At 63.7% G+C, this 19,539-nt stretch carries 17 protein-coding genes and 2 tRNA genes; 11 read left to right on the top strand and 8 right to left on the bottom strand.

All coding sequences use genetic code 11. The features are described 5' to 3' along the window. Positions 1–177 precede the first annotated feature (177 nt). The 8 genes from MP11Mi_RS06590 to rpmH all read right to left on the bottom strand — a co-directional run bounded on the left by MP11Mi_RS06590 (position 178) and on the right by rpmH (position 5,873). Complete coding sequence (locus MP11Mi_RS06590; RefSeq protein WP_420041491.1) at positions 178–1,278, bottom strand: ParB/RepB/Spo0J family partition protein; 1,101 nt, start codon at positions 1,276–1,278, stop codon at positions 178–180. Further along, complete coding sequence (locus MP11Mi_RS06585) at positions 1,278–2,063, bottom strand: ParA family protein (protein WP_420712845.1); 786 nt, start codon at positions 2,061–2,063, stop codon at positions 1,278–1,280. The genes MP11Mi_RS06590 and MP11Mi_RS06585 overlap by 1 nt, the downstream gene beginning before the upstream one ends. Positions 2,064–2,283: 220 nt before the next feature. After that, positions 2,284–2,946, bottom strand: coding sequence for a 16S rRNA (guanine(527)-N(7))-methyltransferase RsmG (gene rsmG / locus MP11Mi_RS06580; RefSeq protein WP_420041489.1), 663 nt, complete (start codon positions 2,944–2,946; stop codon positions 2,284–2,286). Positions 2,947–3,167: 221 nt separating this feature from the next. Further along, positions 3,168–3,707 (bottom strand): Jag family protein, encoded by a 540-nt coding sequence (locus MP11Mi_RS06575; protein WP_420041488.1) that lies wholly within the window; start codon positions 3,705–3,707, stop codon positions 3,168–3,170. 54 nt (positions 3,708–3,761) lie between these two features. After that, complete coding sequence (gene yidC / locus MP11Mi_RS06570; RefSeq protein WP_420041487.1) at positions 3,762–4,964, bottom strand: membrane protein insertase YidC; 1,203 nt, start codon at positions 4,962–4,964, stop codon at positions 3,762–3,764. Between the two features lie 3 nt (positions 4,965–4,967). After that, complete coding sequence (gene yidD, locus MP11Mi_RS06565; RefSeq protein WP_420041486.1) at positions 4,968–5,300, bottom strand: membrane protein insertion efficiency factor YidD; 333 nt, start codon at positions 5,298–5,300, stop codon at positions 4,968–4,970. Then, positions 5,297–5,701, bottom strand: coding sequence for a ribonuclease P protein component (rnpA, locus tag MP11Mi_RS06560; RefSeq protein ID WP_420041485.1), 405 nt, complete (start codon positions 5,699–5,701; stop codon positions 5,297–5,299). The genes yidD and rnpA overlap by 4 nt, the downstream gene beginning before the upstream one ends. Before the next feature lie 28 nt (positions 5,702–5,729). Further along, positions 5,730–5,873, bottom strand: coding sequence for a 50S ribosomal protein L34 (gene rpmH, locus MP11Mi_RS06555; RefSeq protein ID WP_006337454.1), 144 nt, complete (start codon positions 5,871–5,873; stop codon positions 5,730–5,732). A gap of 304 nt (positions 5,874–6,177) precedes the next feature. Between rpmH and dnaA the strand changes: the two genes are divergently transcribed. From dnaA to MP11Mi_RS06500, 11 genes are all read left to right on the top strand, one after another. Beyond that, positions 6,178–7,701 carry a chromosomal replication initiator protein DnaA gene (gene dnaA, locus MP11Mi_RS06550; RefSeq protein ID WP_420041484.1) on the top strand — a complete coding sequence of 508 codons (1,524 nt, stop codon included), beginning with the start codon at positions 6,178–6,180 and terminating at the stop codon, positions 7,699–7,701. 556 nt (positions 7,702–8,257) lie between these two features. Then, the gene (gene dnaN, locus MP11Mi_RS06545) at positions 8,258–9,460 is read left to right on the top strand and encodes a DNA polymerase III subunit beta (protein WP_420041483.1); all 1,203 of its coding nucleotides are present in this window, start codon (positions 8,258–8,260) and stop codon (positions 9,458–9,460) included. Positions 9,461–9,473: 13 nt separating this feature from the next. Then, positions 9,474–10,733, top strand: a complete 1,260-nt coding sequence (gene recF, locus MP11Mi_RS06540; protein WP_420041482.1) for a DNA replication/repair protein RecF — start codon at positions 9,474–9,476, stop codon at positions 10,731–10,733. Next, positions 10,726–11,274 carry a DUF721 family protein gene (locus MP11Mi_RS06535; protein ID WP_420041481.1) on the top strand — a complete coding sequence of 183 codons (549 nt, stop codon included), beginning with the start codon at positions 10,726–10,728 and terminating at the stop codon, positions 11,272–11,274. Before recF ends, MP11Mi_RS06535 begins: the two co-directional genes overlap by 8 nt. 197 nt (positions 11,275–11,471) lie before the next feature. Then, a complete protein-coding gene (gene gyrB, locus MP11Mi_RS06530; protein ID WP_420041480.1) occupies positions 11,472–13,520 on the top strand; it encodes a DNA topoisomerase (ATP-hydrolyzing) subunit B in 2,049 nt (682 codons plus the stop codon). A gap of 94 nt (positions 13,521–13,614) precedes the next feature. Continuing rightward, positions 13,615–16,116 carry a DNA gyrase subunit A gene (gene gyrA, locus MP11Mi_RS06525; RefSeq protein ID WP_420041479.1) on the top strand — a complete coding sequence of 834 codons (2,502 nt, stop codon included), beginning with the start codon at positions 13,615–13,617 and terminating at the stop codon, positions 16,114–16,116. Positions 16,117–16,169: 53 nt separating this feature from the next. Continuing rightward, on the top strand, positions 16,170–17,243 hold the full coding sequence (locus MP11Mi_RS06520) for a DUF3566 domain-containing protein (RefSeq protein WP_420041478.1): 1,074 nt from the start codon (positions 16,170–16,172) through the stop codon (positions 17,241–17,243). 64 nt (positions 17,244–17,307) lie between these two features. Further along, positions 17,308–17,384 (top strand) — tRNA-Ile (locus MP11Mi_RS06515). Positions 17,385–17,411: 27 nt separating this feature from the next. Further along, positions 17,412–17,484 (top strand) — tRNA-Ala (locus MP11Mi_RS06510). 268 nt (positions 17,485–17,752) lie between these two features. Next, positions 17,753–18,340 (top strand): TetR/AcrR family transcriptional regulator, encoded by a 588-nt coding sequence (locus tag MP11Mi_RS06505; RefSeq protein WP_420041477.1) that lies wholly within the window; start codon positions 17,753–17,755, stop codon positions 18,338–18,340. Between the two features lie 107 nt (positions 18,341–18,447). Further along, positions 18,448–19,539, top strand: coding sequence for an NAD(P)/FAD-dependent oxidoreductase (locus MP11Mi_RS06500; RefSeq protein ID WP_420041476.1), 1,092 nt, complete (start codon positions 18,448–18,450; stop codon positions 19,537–19,539).

The following is a 19,539-nucleotide window of genomic DNA, read 5'->3' as shown; positions in this document are numbered from 1 at the left end:
AGACACATCGCCGAGTATGAGACGGCAGGGACTCGAACATTTCGAGTTCCAGCGGAACTACCGTCACCGTCATCGTTGCTCCCGTATCACGCCGCGCGTACTACTGAGATCTGCATGTCACTGTGACGTTTCACGGGTGCAGGCCTCCATCACCGTTGGTAAAACGGAATATTCCGACTATTTCGCGTTGTCCGTCTGCTCTGCGATCATCGTGACAATCCGCTCCAGATCGTCCACCGAACCGAACTCAATGACGACCTTTCCCTTCCGCTTGCTGAGGCTCACCGTCACCTTAGTGTCCAGCCGATCAGACAACCGGTCGGCGACCCCCTGCAGGCCGGGCATCTGCATCTGCTGACGCTTACGTTGGGGTGCCGCCGGAGAGTCACCGTCACCGCGATTGGCGAGAGTCACCGCCTCTTCCGTCGCCCGAACTGACAGACCTTCCGCGACGATCCGAGCGGCAAGTTGCTCCTGAGCCTCACTACCGGTCTCCAAAGAGAGAAGAGCACGAGCGTGCCCAGCCGACAGCACGCCCGCCGCGACCCGGCGCTGTACCGGGATCGGCAGACGCAGCAGTCTGATCATGTTGGAGATAACTGGACGCGAACGACCCAGACGGTTAGCAAGCTCCTCGTGTGTCACGTCGAACTCTTCGAGCAGCTGCTGATATGCGGCGGCCTCTTCGAGGGGATTCAACTGCGCGCGGTGGATGTTCTCCAGGAGTGCATCGCGAAGCATGGCACCGTCGGGCGTCTCGCGCACGATGGCAGGGAGAGCATCAACGCCGACATTGGTGCCCGCACGCCAGCGCCGCTCACCCATGATCAGCTGATAGCGGACACCGTCGGCCGTGGGGGAGGGGAGTTCCCGGACGACGATCGGCTGCATCAATCCGAACTCACGGATCGAATGCTCGAGCTCCGCTAGCGCGTCCTCATCGAACACGGTGCGCGGCTGGCTCGGGTTCGGCTCAATCTGCGACGGCGGGATCTCGCGATACACGGCGCCGATGGCATCCGGCGCTTCTACTTCGGCTGGCCCGCGCGGCGATCCGTGGGGGGCGTCAGTGGATTCACGTGAAACATCGGTCTCGATTTCGACCGAAGCTCCGGAAGCGTCGCGGGGCGAACCGCCACCGATGACGACGTCGGCCGCAGCAGACCCCATCCGACGCGTGTTTGTTCCCTGGTTCTCGTCCGTCGGGCCGGTCGGAATGAGTGCGGCCAATCCTCGACCCAGACCGCCCCGACGTTGCGCGTCACGCTGTTGTGCCATTAGGCCAGACCGCCTTCCAAAGCTGCGCGCTGCGCAAGTTCGCGCGATGCGTCGAGGTAGCTCATCGAGCCACGTGAACCCGGGTCGTACTCGATGATCGACATGCCGAACCCGGGCGCCTCAGAGACCTTCACACTGCGGGGAATGATCGTTGAGAGCACGGTGTCACCGAAATGGTTACGGACCTCAGAAGCCACCTGATCCGCAAGCTTGGTTCTTCCGTCGTACATCGTCAGAAGGACGGTGGACACGTGCAGCTCCTTGTTGAGGTGCGCCTGTACGAGTTCGATATTCCGCAGCAACTGTCCGACACCCTCTAGTGCGTAGTACTCACACTGGATCGGAATGAGTACTTCCTTCGCGGCTACCATCGCATTGACGGTCAGCAGACCGAGCGACGGCGGACAGTCGATCAGCACGTAGTCGATCCCAAACTCGACTAGCACGCTCTCGTCGAGAGACCTCCGCAGCCGACTCTCCCGAGCAACCATTGAGACCAGCTCGATCTCCGCACCCGCGAGGTCCAGCGTCGACGGCACACAGAAGAGTCGATCATTCGCAGGTGACTGCTGGATTGCATCACGCAGCGGCACATCATCCAAGAGCATCTCGTACACCGAGGCGATACCGGGACGTCGATGATCGATGCCTAGCGCAGTGCTGGCATTGCCCTGCGGATCGAGGTCGACCACTAATACTCCGAGACCATGGATCGCGAGCCCAGCCGCAAGATTCACGGCAGACGTCGTCTTGCCGACGCCGCCCTTCTGGTTTGCAACCGTCATAATTCTCGGCCGCGCCGGCCGGGGGAGAGTGCCGGTGCCACCCGGGGTCAGGACCTGACTCGCTCGCTCGGCTGCAGCCGCGATCGGCGTGTCCGCGTAGTGCCCTGCGCGCGTATCGGTCGGTGTTTCACGTGAAACTACTGATTCGTCTTTGGGCACCCCGGAGCTCCTTACGTCGTTCCGTCCATTGTGCGCTCTACGTCTAAAGGACACCAATCCTCTAACGCCCCCTCTTGGCACGACGTGCGGCGCGGCGCGCTGCGGCCGCATCCTTGTCCGTCGCGACCCTCGACCCGACAAGGAGAGTCGTCGGCTCGTCGAGTACGTCGACGCCACACTGTGTCACGGTCAGGTCCACGATGCCCGTCTTCCGCACCGCCGCACGATCGCGCTGTATCTCGTCCGCGGCCGAGCGCCCCTTGAGAGCGATAAGTCGTCCGCCTACCCGGATCAGCGGCGCGGACCAACCCGCGAGACGGTCCAGCGGAGCGACCGCGCGGGACGTCACGACGTCCGCAGTACCGACGCTCGCCAACACAGTCTTCTCCTCAGCACGGCCACGCGTCACCGTGACGTTTGTCAGTCCGAGCTCGGACACCACCTCGTCCAGGAAGGTTGTCCGCCTCAGGAGAGGTTCGATCAACGTGATCGAGACGTTCGGTTTCGCTATCGCAAGCGGGATGCCCGGCAGTCCGGCACCGCTGCCTATATCGAAGGCCGTCGCGCCGTCGTCGATCACCTCGCCGAGTACGGCACAGTTCAGAATGTGCCTGGTCCACAGGCGCGGTACCTCACTCGGCCCAATGAGACCACGCAGAACCCCCTGCTCGGTAAGCAGTCGCGCGTAAGCATTCGCCTCACCCAGACGGTCTCCGAACACCATGGTTGCAACCTCGGGGGTCGGTTCGCACTCAGCCGGCGATTGATCGTCTGCCATCTATCCTCAATTCCTCAGTGGGTTTCACGTGAACCTGGATCGATGAGAATCGCTGTCCTGTTCCACGTGAAACACGATGAATCACATGCGTGTAATTCTTCCCATGCAAACGAGTGAAGTCCCGGCCTGATGGCCGGGACTTCACTCCGAACAGGGGAGCGGAGACATCACTCCTTAATGACGACCACGCGCCGCTTCGGCTCGGCGCCTTCGCTCTCGCTGTAGACCCCGTCGACGGCGGCAACGGCGTCGTGCACGATCTTGCGCTCAAACGGCGTCATCGGGTCAAGAGCTTCGCGTTCGCCACTGTCGCGCACGCGCTCGGACACCTCGGTGCCAAGTCGAGCCAGACGATCGCGGCGGTCCGCCCGCCACCGACTGACGTCGAGCATCAGTCTGCTGCGATCGCCGGTCGCCTGCTGAACGGCGAGGCGAGTCAGCTCCTGAAGCGCGTCGAGCACCTCACCGTCGCGCCCGACGAGCTTCGACAGATCCTTGCCTCCGTCGATGCTGACGATCGCACGGTCGCCATCCACGTCCAGATCGATGTCACCGTCGAAGTCGAGCACGTCGAGCAACTGCTCGAGGTAATCGCCCGCGATCTCGCCCTCTTCGACCAGACTGTCTTCTTCACTCACTGCTTCCGGAGCATCCTCGGCAATGGCCTCGTCGGATTCGACGGGGGCCTGCACAGCGTCACCTGTCATGATTCGTACCTCTGTATCTTCTGCGGAAAAGTTCGTTGCGTGAGGAGAACCGCATCAGCGCTTGCGGCCTTGCCTGTTCTTCTTGTTCCGTTTGTTGCCCGACTGCTTGGCGCCGCCCGGCCTGCTCGGTCGCTGCCCGGGGGACGGCTTCTTCCCGGGAGCGGCCTGCTTGGCCGCCTCGCCCGAAGGCTTCTCACCGGAAGCCGGCTCGTTCGACGCTCCGCCGCCCTTCTTCAACGAGGTCTTGGGTGCCTCGTCGGAGCCGTCCTCTTCGACGTCAGTTGCGGCGTCGGCGACCGCGGTCGCACCACGCTTGGGACTGCCGGGCTTCGCGCCGGGTTTCGGAGCGTTGGCTCGGAGCCGTTCGTCCTTGGCAGCCTTGGCTTCTTCCTCCTCCTTGGCGATACGGCCAAAGACGAGGTGCTGCTGACCATAGGTCCAGAGGTTATTGCTGACCCAGTAGAGCAGGATCGCGACCGGGAAGAACGGACCGGTGACGAGAATGCCGAGCGGGAACACGTAGAGCGCGAGCTTGTTCATGATGCGCGTCTGGGGGTTGTCCGATGCGGCAGCCGTCTGGCGGGCCACCGAGGCACGCGAGTTCATGTGCGTCGCGATGGACGCCACGATCATCAGCGGCACGACGACGACGGCGATCTGCCAACGCGTGAAGTCGATGGCCTGACCCGGCTCAACGAACGCCTTGAACTGTTCGACGGGCTCCGTGATGAACGACGACAACGGAACACCGAACAGACGGGCGTCGAGGAAGTTCTGCACTTGATCCGCGCTGAACGCATAGTTGCCGATGGACCGCGTCTGCTCGGCGGTCATCGCCTCGCTGGTTCCGCCGATCGGCATGGCGGTGCCGGTGCCCATCCGGTTGAACGAGCGCAGCACGTGGAACAGACCGATGAACACCGGGATCTGCATGAACATCGGGAGACAGCCGAGGAGCGGATTGAACCCGTGCTCCTTCTGGAGCTTCTGCATCTCCTCGGTCATCTTGACTCGGTCGTTGGCATACTTCTTACGGATCGCCTGCATCTGCGGGTTGATTTCCTGCATCTGCTTCGTCGTCCGGATCTGCTTGACGAACGGCTTGTACAGGATCGCGCGCAGAGTAAAGACGAGGAACACCACGGACAGCGCCCAGGCGACGCCCGAACCACCCGGCGAGTCCGGCATGATCTTGTCGAACAGCCAGTGCCAGACCCACATGATCCAGGACACCGGGTAGTAGATGAAGTTGAGCACGGCTCACTGACCCCTATCTGAAGTTGGCGCGTGAGCGCCGCTTTCTAAAGTCTGCTGCTTGCCGACCATCGCGGCGAGCCATTGTCGCGGACCGTTTTCGGGCACCGGGTCGTAACCGGGGCGATGCCAAGGTCCGCATTTGAGAAGTCGCCACACCGACAGCACCGAACCCCAGAGGAATCCGTGCCTGCCCAGTGCTTCGACCGCGTACCCACTGCAGGTGGGCTCGAACCGACAGGTCGGCATGCGAGTCGGTGAGATCCACGTTCGATACAGCTCGATCAGGAACACGAGAGCTTGACGCGGGAACGCGTGGAGGCGGTGGGCGAGACTCATCGAGCCCCCGCGAACGCCGCCAGCGCCTTCCGATGCGCGAAACCGGTCCTCAGCTGGTCGGCGAGCTCACCGGTGGAGAGCTCGGCGGTGGACGGATACGCACGAAGTACCACGAAAGTCTCCGCCACCGGCAGCTCGTCGCGCACTTGGGCGAAGGCATGACGAAGACGCCGTGCGACCCGATGACGGGTGACGGCGTCGCCGACTTTCTTCGAAACGATGAGGCCGAGCCACGGGCCGCCGACAGTCGCGACATCCCTGCGCAGGCCGGACGGATCGGGCCACGTCGCGGAGACCGGTGCCAAGTGAATTACCAGGTCACGCGCCGAAACCCGCACACCTTTGGCAAGTGTGCGGGTAAAATCGGATCTCCGCGAGATCCGCCTGGAGGCGGCGGTCACCGATCGCTGCGATCGGATACGCGCCGACTCAGGCGGTCAGCTTGGCGCGGCCCTTGGAACGGCGACCGTTCACAATTGCGCGGCCGGCGCGGGTACGCATGCGCAGACGAAAGCCATGCACGCGGGCACGACGACGGTTGTTCGGCTGGAAAGTACGCTTCCCCTTAGCCACTGGGTGCTCCTTGAGTCGATACAGCAGGTGGTCCTCTGCCCAACGCTGGGTACCGGTCTCATCTCACGAATAGATGACCTGCACACGTGCTTGGGCGACCTGTCGAGACTACTGGACCGCTGCTGCCCGATCAAACCCGCTCCGACCTGCCTGGATCAGAGAGCACTGAATTACATGCGTGGAATTTGTTCACAGCTTTCTCCACAGATGTGGATAACTGTGTGGACAACTCGCGTTGGCGTGGCATTTCGTGGCAACCTCTAGGGCGCACGTTTGTGGATTGACTGTTGAAGGGGGCACCGGCATGGCGAGCGATCGCGAGTCGTTCAGCGACGTCTGGAAGCAGGTCGTCATTGAACTCACCGGCGAATCCGCCACGCCGAGCGGGCAACCTCTCTCGCGGCAGCAGAAGGCGTGGCTGTCGCTCGTCCAACCGTTGACGCTGATCGAGGGTTTCGCTCTCCTTGCGGTTCCGACGCCACTGGTCCAAGAACAGATCGAGCGCAATCTCCGGGAAGTGATCCGCACGGCGCTCAGCACCCACCTCGATCAGACCGTCGACATCGCGGTCCGCGTCGCCGAACCAGAAGAGATCGCGGCCGCGCCCCCCGAGCCGGCTCCCACGCCGACGCCTCAGAGCGCCCTCCACGACGCACGCCAACACCGGGCCGATCCGGTACCGAACGAGTTCTCGGCGTTGAACTACTCCGACGCGCCGCAGGGACCCCAGCCCGGACCCCGCGAGTGGACGTCGTACTTCGCCGACCGCGACGTCGCGACCCCCGCGGAGAGCAGCACGACGTCGCTGCACCCGCGGTACACGTTCGACTCGTTCGTCATCGGTGCGTCGAATCGGTTCGCCCACGCGTCGGCGGTCGCGGTCGCCGAGAATCCGGCGCGCGCGTACAACCCGCTGTTCATCTGGGGGGAGTCTGGCTTGGGCAAGACCCACCTGCTGCATGCGGCGGGCCACTACGCACAACGCCTCTATCCGGGGATGCGCGTCAAATACGTCTCGACCGAAGAGTTTACGAACGACTTCATCAACTCGCTGCGTGATGACCGTCGCGTCGCGTTCAAACGCCGGTACCGCGATATCGACATGCTATTGATCGACGACATCCAGTTCTTGGAAGGCAAGGAAGGTATCCAGGAGGAGTTCTTCCACACCTTCAACACGCTGCACAACGCGAACAAGCAGATCGTCGTATCGTCTGACCGCCCGCCGAAGCAGCTGGCGACCCTTGAAGACCGGTTGCGGACCCGGTTCGAATGGGGGCTCATCACTGACGTCCAGCCGCCCGACCTCGAGACCCGGATCGCGATCCTTCGTAAGAAGGCGCAGATGGACAAGCTGGCGGCCCCGGACGACGTCCTGGAGCTCATCGCATCCAAGATCGAACGCAACATCCGCGAGCTCGAAGGTGCGTTGATCCGGGTCACGGCGTTCGCGTCCCTGCAGAACGCCGAACTCGACCGGTCGCTCGCCGAAGTCGTCCTCAAAGCACTGATCCCGGACGATCGGGCCATCGAGATCAGCGCCGCGAGCATTCTGGCTATCACCGCCGAGTACTTCGACATCTCCATCGAAGACCTACGCGGCCCGAGCAAAATGCGTCCGGTGACGCAGGCACGTCAGATCTCGATGTACCTGTGCCGCGAGCTCACTGATCTTTCACTCCCGAAGATCGGCGAAGCGTTCGATCGCGACCACACGACGGTCATGTACGCGGTGAAGAAGATCAACAAAGAGATGCCCGAACGGCGCAAGGTCTACGACCATGTGCAGGAGCTGACCGCACGGATCAAGCAGCGGGCAAACCGCTGATGCACCGTTGGTGCGTCCGGGCATTCTGCTGCGTCCGGGCACTCGACAGTCACCGCGACGTCAGGTTCGGGCGACACGAACGTCGAACTCCTCGTGTCGCCACCGGCGTGTCGCGATGACAAAACGCCAGGTCCATGTTCGCGTTTGCCTGTGGACAACTTGGTGACGACTCGCCGCGAAGCTGTGCACAGGGGTTGTGCACAATGTGGATAACTATCTCGGTCCACAAGCGCACCGAGTTGTGCACAGGCTTGGTTCCACCTCGGTCCCCAGGCTCGCTGGCAACGTGACCTGCGGGAAAGCCAGTTGTCCACAGATTGCACAGGCCCTACTTCTATTAAGAATTTCTCTAAAAAGAACTTCTTTTAAAAGTAGCTGTGTGCATACACAGCCCAGCGACGCCGAAGCACGTCGCTCCGGTCCGTCGAATCACAACCGCTGTTGCGATACACCACGGTGCTCGCTCTAGAGTGGAACCCGGTGACACGGTCGTGTCGCTTGAGTCGAGCGCATCACTGCGCACGGCCGTCAACCAGCAGAAGGGCAATCACCGCAGATGAAGTTTCGTGTCGTGCGTGACGAGTTCGCCGATGCCGTCGCATGGGTTGCCAGGAGCCTGCCGTCGCGTCCGCCTGTTCCAGTTCTCGGTTGCGTCGTCCTGACCGCAGGCGATGACGGCCTGAAGGTCGCAGGCTTCGACTACGAGGTCTCGGCGATTCAGACGATCTCGGCCGAGGTGTCCGACGACGGCACTGCGCTGGTCTCCGGCCGTCTGCTCGCAGACATCACCAAGTCCCTTCCGAACAAGCCCGTTGACGTGACCATCGACGGCACCCGCGTCGCGATCACTTGCGGCAGTGCGCGGTTCTCGCTGCCGACGATGCCCGCCGAGGACTACCCGGATCTGCCTGACGTCCCCCAGACCACGGGCACCGTCCCGGCTGGTCTCTTCGCTCAGGCCGTGTCGCAGGTCGCCGTCGCCGCAGGTCGCGACGACACACTGCCGATGCTGACCGGTGTCCGCGTGGAGATCGACGGCGACAAGGTTGTGCTCGCCGCCACCGACCGCTTCCGTCTCGCGGTTCGTGAACTCGAATGGAATCCATCCGAGGCAGGTACCGCGGGTGCTGCGCTCGTCCCTGCTAAAACGCTCTCCGAAGCCGCCAAATCTGCCGGTTCGGACGGCACCGGCACCGTCGACCTCGCATTCGGTTCGGCGCACGCCATCGGCTCCGACGGCATCCTCGGCATCACGAACAACGCGAAGAAGACCACGACGCGTCTGCTCGACGCCGAGTTCCCGAAGTTCCGCCAGCTGTTCCCCGCCGGACACACGTCGGTCGCTTCCGTCGACAGCGCTCCGCTCATTGAGGCGATCAAGCGTGTCGCGCTCGTCGCCGAACGCGGAGCCCAAGTTCGGTTGGACTTCACCCGCGACGCTGTGATGCTCACTGCGGGCGGCGATGAGGCTGGGAAGGCCGAAGAGGAACTGCCGGTCGCCTTCTACGGCGAGCCGATCATCATCGCGTTCAACCCGACCTATCTGCTCGACGGCTTGGCTGCGATCGGTTCGGAGACAGTCGAGTTCGGTTTCACGAACCCAGAACCGGACGGCAGTGGCCAGCAGCGTGCCGCGATCCGTCCCGCCGTCTTGCGTCCAGCGTCAGGAAATGACCCGGTGGCCGATGAGTCTGGTTTGTACGCCGCTCCCGACAGCGAGTTCAGCTACCTGCTGATGCCTGTGCGTCTGCCGGGCTGATCCGCGCCGCGACGTGTTCGTTCGAGATCTGACGCTGCGCGATTACCGCTCATGGCCGAGCGCAGAGTTCACGTTGGCTCCGGAGACCACAATCTTCGTGGGCCGCAACGGATTCGGTAAGACGAATCTTCTCGAATCGCTGTTCTACGTCGCGACGCTGCGTTCGCACCGAGTGTCTAACGACGCCCCGCTCGTGCGATCGGGGGCCGATACAGCGAAAGTGTCGGCAACCGTCGAGAACGACGGCCGCGAACTGACTGTCGACCTGACGATCGCGGCATCCGGTTCGAACAAAGCGGCGATCAACACGCGGCCGGTGCGGCGCACCAGGGAAGTCCTCGGCATCCTGCGGACGGTGCTGTTCGCGCCCGAAGACCTCGCGCTGGTCCGCGGCGACCCGAGTGAACGTCGACGTTTCGTCGACGAACTCGTCGCCCAGATCCGGCCGATCGCAGCCGGCGCGAAAGCCGATTACGACCGGGTACTCCGACAGCGGTCCGCGCTGCTCAAGACGGCGGGCGCGGCGATGCGTCGCGGCGAGACGGATTCGGTCATCACCACTCTCGACGTGTGGGACTCCCAGCTGGCCGAGTTCGGCGCCCAGGTGACGGCGTCGCGGATCGCGATCGTTCGCCACCTGGCGCCGCTGGTCACTGCGGCGTACGCGTCGATCGCCCCGCACTCACGGCCCGCGACGATCGCCTACCGGTCCGCGGCCGGCCCCGACGTCGACCTGTCACCCGGCGGCGACGGTGCGGTCGACGATCTCCGCGACATATTGGCGTCACGGCTCGTCGATCTCCGCGACAAGGAGATCGAACGGGGCGTCAGCCTCGTCGGCCCGCACCGTGACGACCTCGAACTGGTGCTCGGCGACGAACCGGCGAAGGGATTCGCGAGCCACGGCGAGTCCTGGTCGTTCGCGCTGGCCCTACGGCTCGCCAGCGTCGATCTCCTGCGCGCCGACGGAGTGGATCCCGTCATCATGCTCGACGACGTGTTCGCCGAACTCGACGTCCGACGCCGCGAGAAGCTCGCCGAGTTCACCGAGGGCGCAGAGCAACTTCTCGTGACCGCTGCCGTCGCCGACGACATTCCCGCCCGCGTCGGCGGGCGCCGAATCTCGATCGGAGTGTCGGACGACGACGGTCCGCGCAGCTCACTGGTGGTGGGGGATGAGCGGGTCTCGACTCCGCTCGAGCGACAGGGCGTCTCAACGGTCACTGACCAGCGGGACGGATCGGCTGACGCGGATGGGGAGACGCATGACTGAGGAGACGCCGGATCCGCTGAGCGGACGCAGCGGATACGAGATGGCGCGCAAGGCGCTCGAAGAAGCCCGAGCGGAAGCGCGGGCTGCGGGGAAGTCAGTGGGCATGGGCCGCTCTGCGCCCATCCGGTCCCGGCGTCGCGGCGGAGACCGATCACGCAGGTCGTGGTCGGGGGCGGGACCCGATTCGCGTGACCCGCAGCCGCTGGGCAGGTTGACCGGCCGGTTGGCGAAGGATCACGGGTGGGAGTCGAAGATCTCGGAGGGCACGCTGTTCGCGCTCTGGCCGTCGATCGTGGGCGAGGACATCGCGGCGCACGCCGAACCCGAAAAGCTCAACGAGAGCGTGCTGCACGTACGTGCCGAGTCGACGGCGTGGGCGACGCAGCTGCGGTACATGCAGACTCAGATACTCAAGAAGATTGCCGCCGCTGTCGGACACAACGTGGTGACGAGTCTGCGCATCGTAGGGCCGCAGGCGCCGTCCTGGCGGAAGGGTCCGCGGCACGTTTCCGGCCGTGGCCCGCGGGACACGTACGGGTAGGCGACGTGACCGGGAGCCGTATCGGCCGTCAATTCGCGCGTGAGCGCGATTAATCGGGGACCGATGCCAACCGAGACGCGCCCATCCGAAAAAATCGCGCTGTGAGGACGACAGGCCGTGGCGAGCCGTCAGCTAATTCGCTTGAGGCAGTACACTGGAGGCAACCTGCCCTCTAGATGAACAGGAGCGGACACTCCGTGGCCGACAGCAGTAGCAAAGAGCCGAAGAAGTCCAGTGAATACGGCGCCGACTCCATCTCCATCCTGGAGGGCCTGGAAGCCGTCCGCAAGCGTCCCGGCATGTACATCGGTTCCACCGGTGAACGCGGCCTGCACCATCTGATCTGGGAAGTTGTCGATAACTCAGTCGACGAGGCGATGGCTGGCTACGCGTCACGTGTGGACGTCACGCTGCGCGACGACGGCGGCGTCAACGTGGTCGACGACGGTCGCGGCATCCCCGTCGGCTTGCACGCCACCGGCGTCCCGACCGTCGAGGTCGTGATGACGCAATTGCACGCGGGCGGCAAGTTCGACTCCGACTCGTACGCCGTGTCCGGTGGTCTACACGGTGTCGGCATCTCTGTGGTCAACGCGCTGTCGACGCGGGTCGACCTGGAAATCCAGAACCTCGGCTCGTACTGGAACCAGACATACACGTACGCCAAGCCTGGTGCGCTCGTCGAAGGCGCCAAGACCTCTAAGACCGGCACCAGCGTCACGTTCTGGCCGGACGCCGAGATCTTCGAGTCCACGAAGTTCGACGCCGAGACCGTTGCTCGTCGCCTACAGGAGATGGCATTCCTGAACAAGGGGCTGACCATCACGCTCACCGACGAGCGGATCACCGACTCCGAGGCGGAAGCTGAGGTGGAGGCTGACGGAGACGTCGACGGCGCCGAGGCGATTTCGACGACCACCCAGGACAAGGCCGAGAAGATCGCGAAGGTCAAGACTCGGACCTACCACTACGCGGACGGCATCGTCGACTACGTCAAGCATCTCAACGGCCGCAGCAAGTCGCCCATCCATCGGACTGTCATCGGCTTCACCGCGAAGGGTACCGGTCACGAGGTCGAGATCGCGATGCAATGGAACGAGGGCTACTCCGAATCGGTCCACACGTTCGCGAACACCATCAACACACACGAGGGCGGTACCCACGAAGAGGGTTTCCGTTCGGCGTTGACGAGCACCGTGAACAGGTACGCGTCCGAGAAGAAGCTCATCAAGGACAAGGACGGCAAGCTCGAAGGCACGGACATCCGTGAGGGCCTCGCCGCCGTCATCTCGGTGAAGGTCAGCGATCCGCAGTTCGAGGGCCAGACCAAGACCAAGCTCGGTAACACCGAGGTTCGCAGCTTTGTGCAGAAGGCGTGCAACGAGCATCTCGCGCACTGGTTCGAGGCCAACCCGGCCGAAGCGAAGACCATCATCCGTAAGGCGTCCGATTCGCAGCAGGCACGGATGGCGGCCCGTCGCGCCAAGGACCTCGTCCGCCGCAAGACCGCAACGGACATCGGCGGACTGCCCGGTAAGCTCGCCGACTGCCGCAGCAAGGACCCGGAGAAGTGCGAGGTCTACATCGTGGAGGGCGACTCGGCAGGCGGCTCCGCCAAGTCCGGTCGCGATTCGATGTATCAGGCGATCCTGCCATTGCGAGGCAAGATCATCAACGTCGAGAAGGCGCGCATTGATCGTGTCCTCAAGAACACCGAAGTCCAGTCGATCATCACCGCGTTCGGCACCGGTATCCACGACGAATTCGACATCTCGAAGCTGCGGTACCACAAGATCGTGCTGATGGCCGACGCCGACGTCGACGGCCAGCACATCGCGACCCTGCTGTTGACGCTCTTGTTCCGTTTCATGCGTCCGCTCATCGAACAGGGCCACGTCTTCTTGGCGCAGCCGCCGTTGTACAAGCTGAAGTGGCAGAAGGGTTCCGCGCCGGACTTCGCGTACAGCGACCGCGAACGCGACGCGCTGCTGCAGGCGGGTCTCGACTCGGGCAAGAAGATCAACATGGCCGACGGAATCCAGCGCTACAAGGGTCTCGGCGAGATGAACGCCAGCGAGCTGTGGGAGACCACGATGGACCCGGACGTTCGAGTTCTCAAGCGTGTCACCCTCGACGACGCGGCAGCAGCGGACGAACTTTTCTCGATCCTCATGGGCGAGGACGTCGCGGCGCGCCGCAGCTTCATCGCGCGTAACGCCAAGGACGTCCGTTTCCTCGACGTCTAAGACAGTCCTGCCTGATTGACACCCACTTCGCTTCGCCGACTGAGCGGCCAACTCTCGCTGGTCGAGCGGAGTCGAGACCCAAGAAAGTGATCTGATGAGCGACGAATCCGATCTGTCACCGCTGAACGGCGACGGCGGCGGCGACCGCATCGACCCGGTCGACCTCGGCCAGGAGATGCAGAACTCTTACATCGACTACGCGATGAGCGTGATCGTCGGCCGTGCCCTCCCTGAGGTCCGTGACGGGCTCAAGCCGGTGCACCGTCGTCTGCTGTATGCGTCGTTCGATGCGGGCTTCCGGCCGGAGCGCGGCTATGTGAAGTCGGCTCGTCCCGTGTCGGAGACGATGGGCAACTACCACCCGCACGGCGACAGCTCGATCTATGACGCGCTGGTTCGTCTCGCACAGCCGTGGTCGATGCGCTACCCGTTGATTGACGGCCAGGGCAACTTCGGTTCCCGAGGCAACGACGGTGCCGCCGCTATGCGTTACACGGAGGCCCGCCTTACGCCGCTCGCGATGGAGATGCTGCGCGACATCACCGAGGAGACCGTCGACTTCATCCCGAACTATGACGGCAAGACTCAGGAGCCGACGGTTCTCCCGTCACGTGTCCCGAACCTGCTGATCAACGGTTCGGGCGGTATCGCGGTCGGTATGGCGACGAACATTCCGCCGCACAATCTGCGCGAGGTCGCCGACGCAGTGTTCTGGGCGTTGGCGAACCCGGAGGCGGACGACGAGACGATGCTCGCCGCCTGCATGGACGCGGTGAAGGGTCCGGACTTCCCGACGGCCAGCCTGATCGTCGGCACGCAGGGCATCAAGGACGCCTATATGACGGGCCGCGGCAGCATCCGTATGCGCAGCGTCGTCGATATCGAGGAGAACAAGGGCACCACCACACTGGTGGTGACTGAGCTCCCATTCCAGGTGAACCCGGACAACCTGATCAGCTCGATCGCCGAACAGGTCAACGACGGCAAGCTTAAGGGCATCAGCAAGATCGACGACGAGTCGTCCGATCGTGCCGGTCTCCGCATCGTTGTCACGCTGCGCCGCGACGCTGTCGCGAAGGTCGTGTTGAACAACCTGTACAAGCACAGCCAGTTGCAGACGAACTTTGGTGTCAACATGCTGTCGATCGTCGACGGTGTGCCGCGCACTCTTCGCTTGGATCAGATGATCCGCTTCTACGTCGCGCACCAGATCGACGTCATCGTGCGTCGGACCAGGTACCGGCTGCGCAAGGCCGAGGAGCGCGCGCACATTCTGCGTGGTTTGGTCAAGGCACTCGATGCTCTCGACGATGTCATCGCCCTGATCCGCGCGTCGGCGAACACCGATGCCGCGCGGACCGGACTGATGGACATGCTCGATATCGACGAGTTGCAGGCCGACGCGATCCTGGCGATGCAGCTGCGTCGCCTGTCGGCTTTGGAACGTCAGAAGATCGTCGACGAGTTGGCGGAGATCGAGCGCGAGATCGCCGATCTGAAGGACATTCTGGAGCGTCCGGAGCGGCAGCGCGAGATCGTCCACAACGAACTCAAGGAGGTCGTCGACAAGTACGGCGACGACCGTCGTACTCGGATCGTGGCGGCCGAAGGCGATGTGGCGGACGAGGATTTGATCGCCCGCGAGGACGTGGTCGTCACGATCACCGAGACTGGATACGCCAAGCGGACCAAGACCGACCTCTACCGCAGCCAGAAGCGCGGCGGCAAGGGCGTGCAGGGCGCGGGACTCAAGCAGGACGACATCGTCGCCCACTTCTTCGTGTCGAGTACGCACGACTGGCTGTTGTTCTTCACCACGAAGGGCCGCGTCTACCGGGCGAAGGCGTACGAGCTGCCGGAAGCGAACCGCACGGCGCGGGGCCAGCACGTCGCGAACCTGTTGGCGTTCCAGCCGGAGGAGAAGATCGCACAGGTCATTCGGATCTCCGGCTACGACGATGCGTCGTATCTGGTGCTCGCGACCCGCAACGGCCTGGTCAAGAAGTCGCGCCTGGACGCGTTCGACTCGAACCGTTCCGGCGGTATCGCCGCGATCAACTTGCGCGGCGAGGACGAGCTCGTCGGCGCGCAGCTGTGCAGCGGCGACGATGATCTTCTGCTCGTCTCGAGGAAGGGGCAGTCGATCCGTTTCACTGCGGACGATGAGACGTTGCGGCCGATGGGACGTCAGACGTCCGGTGTGCAGGGCATGCGGTTCAACGACGAGGACGAACTGCTTTCCCTCAATGTCGTTCAGGACGACACGTTCTTGCTGGTCGCGACGTCGGGCGGTTACGCCAAGCGCACGGAGATCGACGAGTACACGGCGCAGGGACGCGGCGGCAAGGGTGTGCTGACGATTCAGTACGACCGCAAGCGCGGCGACCTGGTCGGCGCGATCATCGTCGATCTCGATTCTGAGGTGTACGCGATCACGTCGGGCGGCGGCGTGATCCGCACGCTCGCCAAGCAGGTTCGCAAGGCTGGACGCCAGACGAAGGGCGTCCGCTTGATGAACCTCTCCGACGGCGACAGCCTGTTGGCGATCGCACGTAACGCCGATGAACCTGAAGAGGGCGCGGCAGACCAGGAATGACGGCCGGCAGCGTTTAGGGTGGGTGTCATCACCCGTCCAGTAAGGATCCGCTTGTGAGCACACCTGACGACCAGAACGTCGAACGCGGCCAGGTCGTTCCGCCGTGGAAGCGCGGCGAGAAGACTGCGTCGACCGGCCTGACGGCCGGCGAGATGGCGAAGGCTGCCGGCGTCGATACCGGCAGCAGACCTGCTGCCGGTCCGGCGCCGCGTGGAGTCGTATCGGGCACGTCGTCCAGTACGGCGCGGCCTGCCGCGTCGTCTCAGGGGAGTGCAAGCTCCGGGTCTGGCTCGTCGAGCCCCAATCCGTCAGGTGCTAGTCCGTCGACTCCGGCGTCCGGAGGCGCTGGTTCGCCGTCGGCCGTGGGCGGTGCGTCGTCAGGTCCCGCGGGGCCGACTGGGCCCGCGCAGGGCCCTAAGCAGGCGCCCCAGGCACCGCAGTCGGCTCCTGAGTCTTCGCAGCCACAGGGACCCAAGCCGGCGCAGCCACAAGGCCCTAAGCCGGCGCAGCCACAGGGACCCAACTCTGCGCAGCCGCAAGGCCCTAAGCCTCCGCAGCCGCAGGCCCAGTCGAACCCGACGGTGAAGGCTCCGGCCGAGCAGAAGGCGTTCGTCGAGTCCGATACGCGGAACATCCCACGTAACGAGTTGGCGAAGAAGGATGAGCTTCCCGATCTCGATGCGATCCATCATGTCGAGGCGTCGAAGGAGGCGAAGGCTGCGGCTCGCGCGCAGAGTCAGACGATCCCGTCACGGTCGATCGGTGTTCCGTTGCGTGCGGCCGTCCAGATTCGGCGCGTCGACCCGTGGTCAGTGTTCAAGGTGACGGGTGTTCTGGCGATCGTCGGCTTCTTCATCTGGATGATCGCTATCGCCATCTTGTACGGCGTGCTCGGCGGAATGGGCGTGTGGGACCAGATCAACAGCTCGTTCGGCAACCTCGTCGAAGGTGAGGGGCAAAGCACCGGCGATCTGATCGGTACCGGCATGGTGTTCGGCTTCTCAGCTGCGTTCGGCGTCATCGCCGCGATCCTCGTGACCGGTCTGGCTACCATCTCTGCGTACATCTACAACGTGTGTGCAGACATGGTCGGCGGCGTCGAAGTCACGCTCTCCGATCTCGACTGAGTCGCGGTTGACCACCCGTTTTGTTAGTTCCGGACTCGTCGGGTAATGTTCCATCTCGGTTCACGGGCCTATAGCTCAGGCGGTTAGAGCGCTTCGCTGATAACGAAGAGGTCGGAGGTTCAAGTCCTCCTAGGCCCACCATGACCACCCCCGACCTCGGTCGGATCCGGGGCCTTAGCTCAGTTGGTAGAGCGCCGCCTTTGCAAGGCGGATGTCAGGAGTTCGAATCTCCTAGGCTCCACAAGAAAGGCATATTGACCTATGTCGATGCGTTGATTCGGACAGATATCTGTCAGAGAAATGCGGCCCCTGGAGGGCCGCATTTCTGCTTTCGGTGGTGAGCTAATCGTGCCGCTTGCCGCTAGCTCAGTATCGGGGCTCGGCTCCGATCGCCGTCGCGGTGTGTACCAGAGTGACCTCGCATAGATATCGATGGGCGCGACTGCGGTCAAATGGCTGAAGTGGCTTGGCGGTTGACGTCGGCGGCGGCTCCACATACGGTAATGAACATGTTCGATGAACGTGTTCAGACGAGGCGAGATCAACAGCGAGAGCAGACGCGCGCCCGAATCGTCGAAACCGCGCAGCGTCTGTTCGTCTCCGAGGGTTTCCAAGCGACGACAATCCGCAAGATCGCACAAGCGGCGGCGGTGAGCGTCGGCAGTGTTATGGCGGTCGGTGACAAGGACTCGCTGTTGCTCATGACATTCGACCGGTGGATCGGCGCCGTCCACGCGCAGCGGGCTGCCGAAGAACCCCGCCCAATCGGCTCCCCGGTGCAAGCAGTCGGCGAGGCCGTTCAGCCGTTCCTCGACCTGTTCTCCGCCAATCCGGGGCTGTCGCGCGAGTACGGAGCCATTCTTGCTCGCGGTGCACATCGGACCGAGGTGTTCGGCGCGTTGGCGACGACGCTGAAGGGCGAGTTCGAACAGATCGCGCGCGTCGCGAGGCCGGACGAGGCGGCCCCGGCTGCGGCACGGGCCCTCTACTACGGCTACCTCGGCCTCCTACGCGCTGCATCGGCATCCGGCCAGGACCCCCAGATCGTTCGCGCTGGACTCGAAGACATCGCGGCCACCGTATTGCGGACCGACTGAATGTCCGCATCAGTGCCGTCGCTGCGACCGTGCTCGTCGACGCCTCGGCTGAGCGACGCCTGCGACCACATGCTCAATCCACGTCAACGCAACCAGAGGAGACGATCGTGAAGATCATAGTTGTAGGTGCCGGATACGCAGGAACGATAGCGGCGAACAAACTCGCCAAGAAGCTAAAAGACGCCGAGATCGTTATGGTGAATCCCCGCCCAGACTTCGTCGAACGCGTGCGACTTCACCAGCACATCGCGGGCACCGAATCGGCGACGACTCCCTTGGACCAGATGCTCCGGGACAACGTGTCGGTCACGGTGGGATCGGTCGAAGCAGTTGGTGACGGGACTGTTCGGATCGACGACGGCACGTCGCTCGATTTCGACTATCTCATTGTCGCCGTCGGAAGCACAGTCGCGCCGCCACCGGGCACAGTGGCCGCCGGCGTCTTGGAATCCGCCGAGCGCGCACGCACCAGTCTCGCCGACCTGCCTGCAGGCGCGGTTGTCACTGTCGTCGGCGGCGGCCCAACGGGAATCGAGACCGCGGCCGAAGTCGCCGAAGCCCGCCCCGACCTCCAGACTCAGCTCATCGCCCCCTCAATCGGGGCCAGCCTCTCGCCAGGCGCGCAGCAACGAGTGCGCACCGAACTCGAGCGTTTGAACGTGCAGGTGACCGAAGGCACGGCCACAGACGTCCGCGCCTCAGACAGGGGAGGCGTCGTCGTCCTCGAGTCCGGGCAAGAACTCCGCACCGACCTGACATTGTGGGCAATCATCGCCGACGTTCCCGACCTGATCGCCGCCAGTGACTTGGCAGCCGACGGCGAAGGCCGCGCGCTGGTCGACGAATACCTGCGCAGCGTCACCGATCCGCGAGTATTCGTCGTCGGGGACTGTGCAGCCGTCCCAGGTGCGCGTTTCGCCTGCGCCACCGCCACACCGCAAGGTGCTCATGCCGCCAACACTCTGATCCGAATAGTGAAGGGCCGCAAGATGAAGCCATTCTCCATGGGTTACACAGGCCAAGCACTCAGCCTGGGTCGTCGCAACGGAGTACTGCAATTATGCCGACGCGACGACACCCCGCGGCGGTTGTTCATTTCCGGGCGCCTGGGCGCGGTGAGCAAAGAGTCGATCAACCGCTACGCGAAATTCGGCCCACGAACAACAAAGTATGCGTGGCTACCTGGCCGACAGACGTAG

This window comes from Gordonia abscondita, assembly GCF_032711245.1.
In the GTDB taxonomy this organism is placed as follows: Bacteria; Actinomycetota; Actinomycetes; order Mycobacteriales; family Mycobacteriaceae; genus Gordonia.
Note: the sequence above shows the minus strand (reverse complement) of the source record. Positions and strands in the feature narration are given on the sequence as shown.

Bases quoted from the DNA above. Each gene is read 5' to 3' on its own strand.
- gyrA (WP_420041479.1), top strand. From the start codon at position 13,615: ATGAGCGACGAATCCGATCTGTCACCGCTGAACGGCGACGGCGGCGGC.
- MP11Mi_RS06575 (WP_420041488.1), bottom strand. From the start codon at position 3,707: ATGACAGGTGACGCTGTGCAGGCCCCCGTCGAATCCGACGAGGCCATT.
- rsmG (WP_420041489.1), bottom strand. From the start codon at position 2,946: ATGGTGTTCGGAGACCGTCTGGGTGAGGCGAATGCTTACGCGCGACTG.
- MP11Mi_RS06590 (WP_420041491.1), bottom strand. From the start codon at position 1,278: ATGGCACAACAGCGTGACGCGCAACGTCGGGGCGGTCTGGGTCGAGGA.
- MP11Mi_RS06585 (WP_420712845.1), bottom strand. From the start codon at position 2,063: ATGACGGTTGCAAACCAGAAGGGCGGCGTCGGCAAGACGACGTCTGCC.
- MP11Mi_RS06505 (WP_420041477.1), top strand. From the start codon at position 17,753: ATGTTCGATGAACGTGTTCAGACGAGGCGAGATCAACAGCGAGAGCAG.
- dnaN (WP_420041483.1), top strand. From the start codon at position 8,258: ATGAAGTTTCGTGTCGTGCGTGACGAGTTCGCCGATGCCGTCGCATGG.
- dnaA (WP_420041484.1), top strand. From the start codon at position 6,178: ATGGCGAGCGATCGCGAGTCGTTCAGCGACGTCTGGAAGCAGGTCGTC.
- MP11Mi_RS06535 (WP_420041481.1), top strand. From the start codon at position 10,726: ATGACTGAGGAGACGCCGGATCCGCTGAGCGGACGCAGCGGATACGAG.
- yidD (WP_420041486.1), bottom strand. From the start codon at position 5,300: ATGAGTCTCGCCCACCGCCTCCACGCGTTCCCGCGTCAAGCTCTCGTG.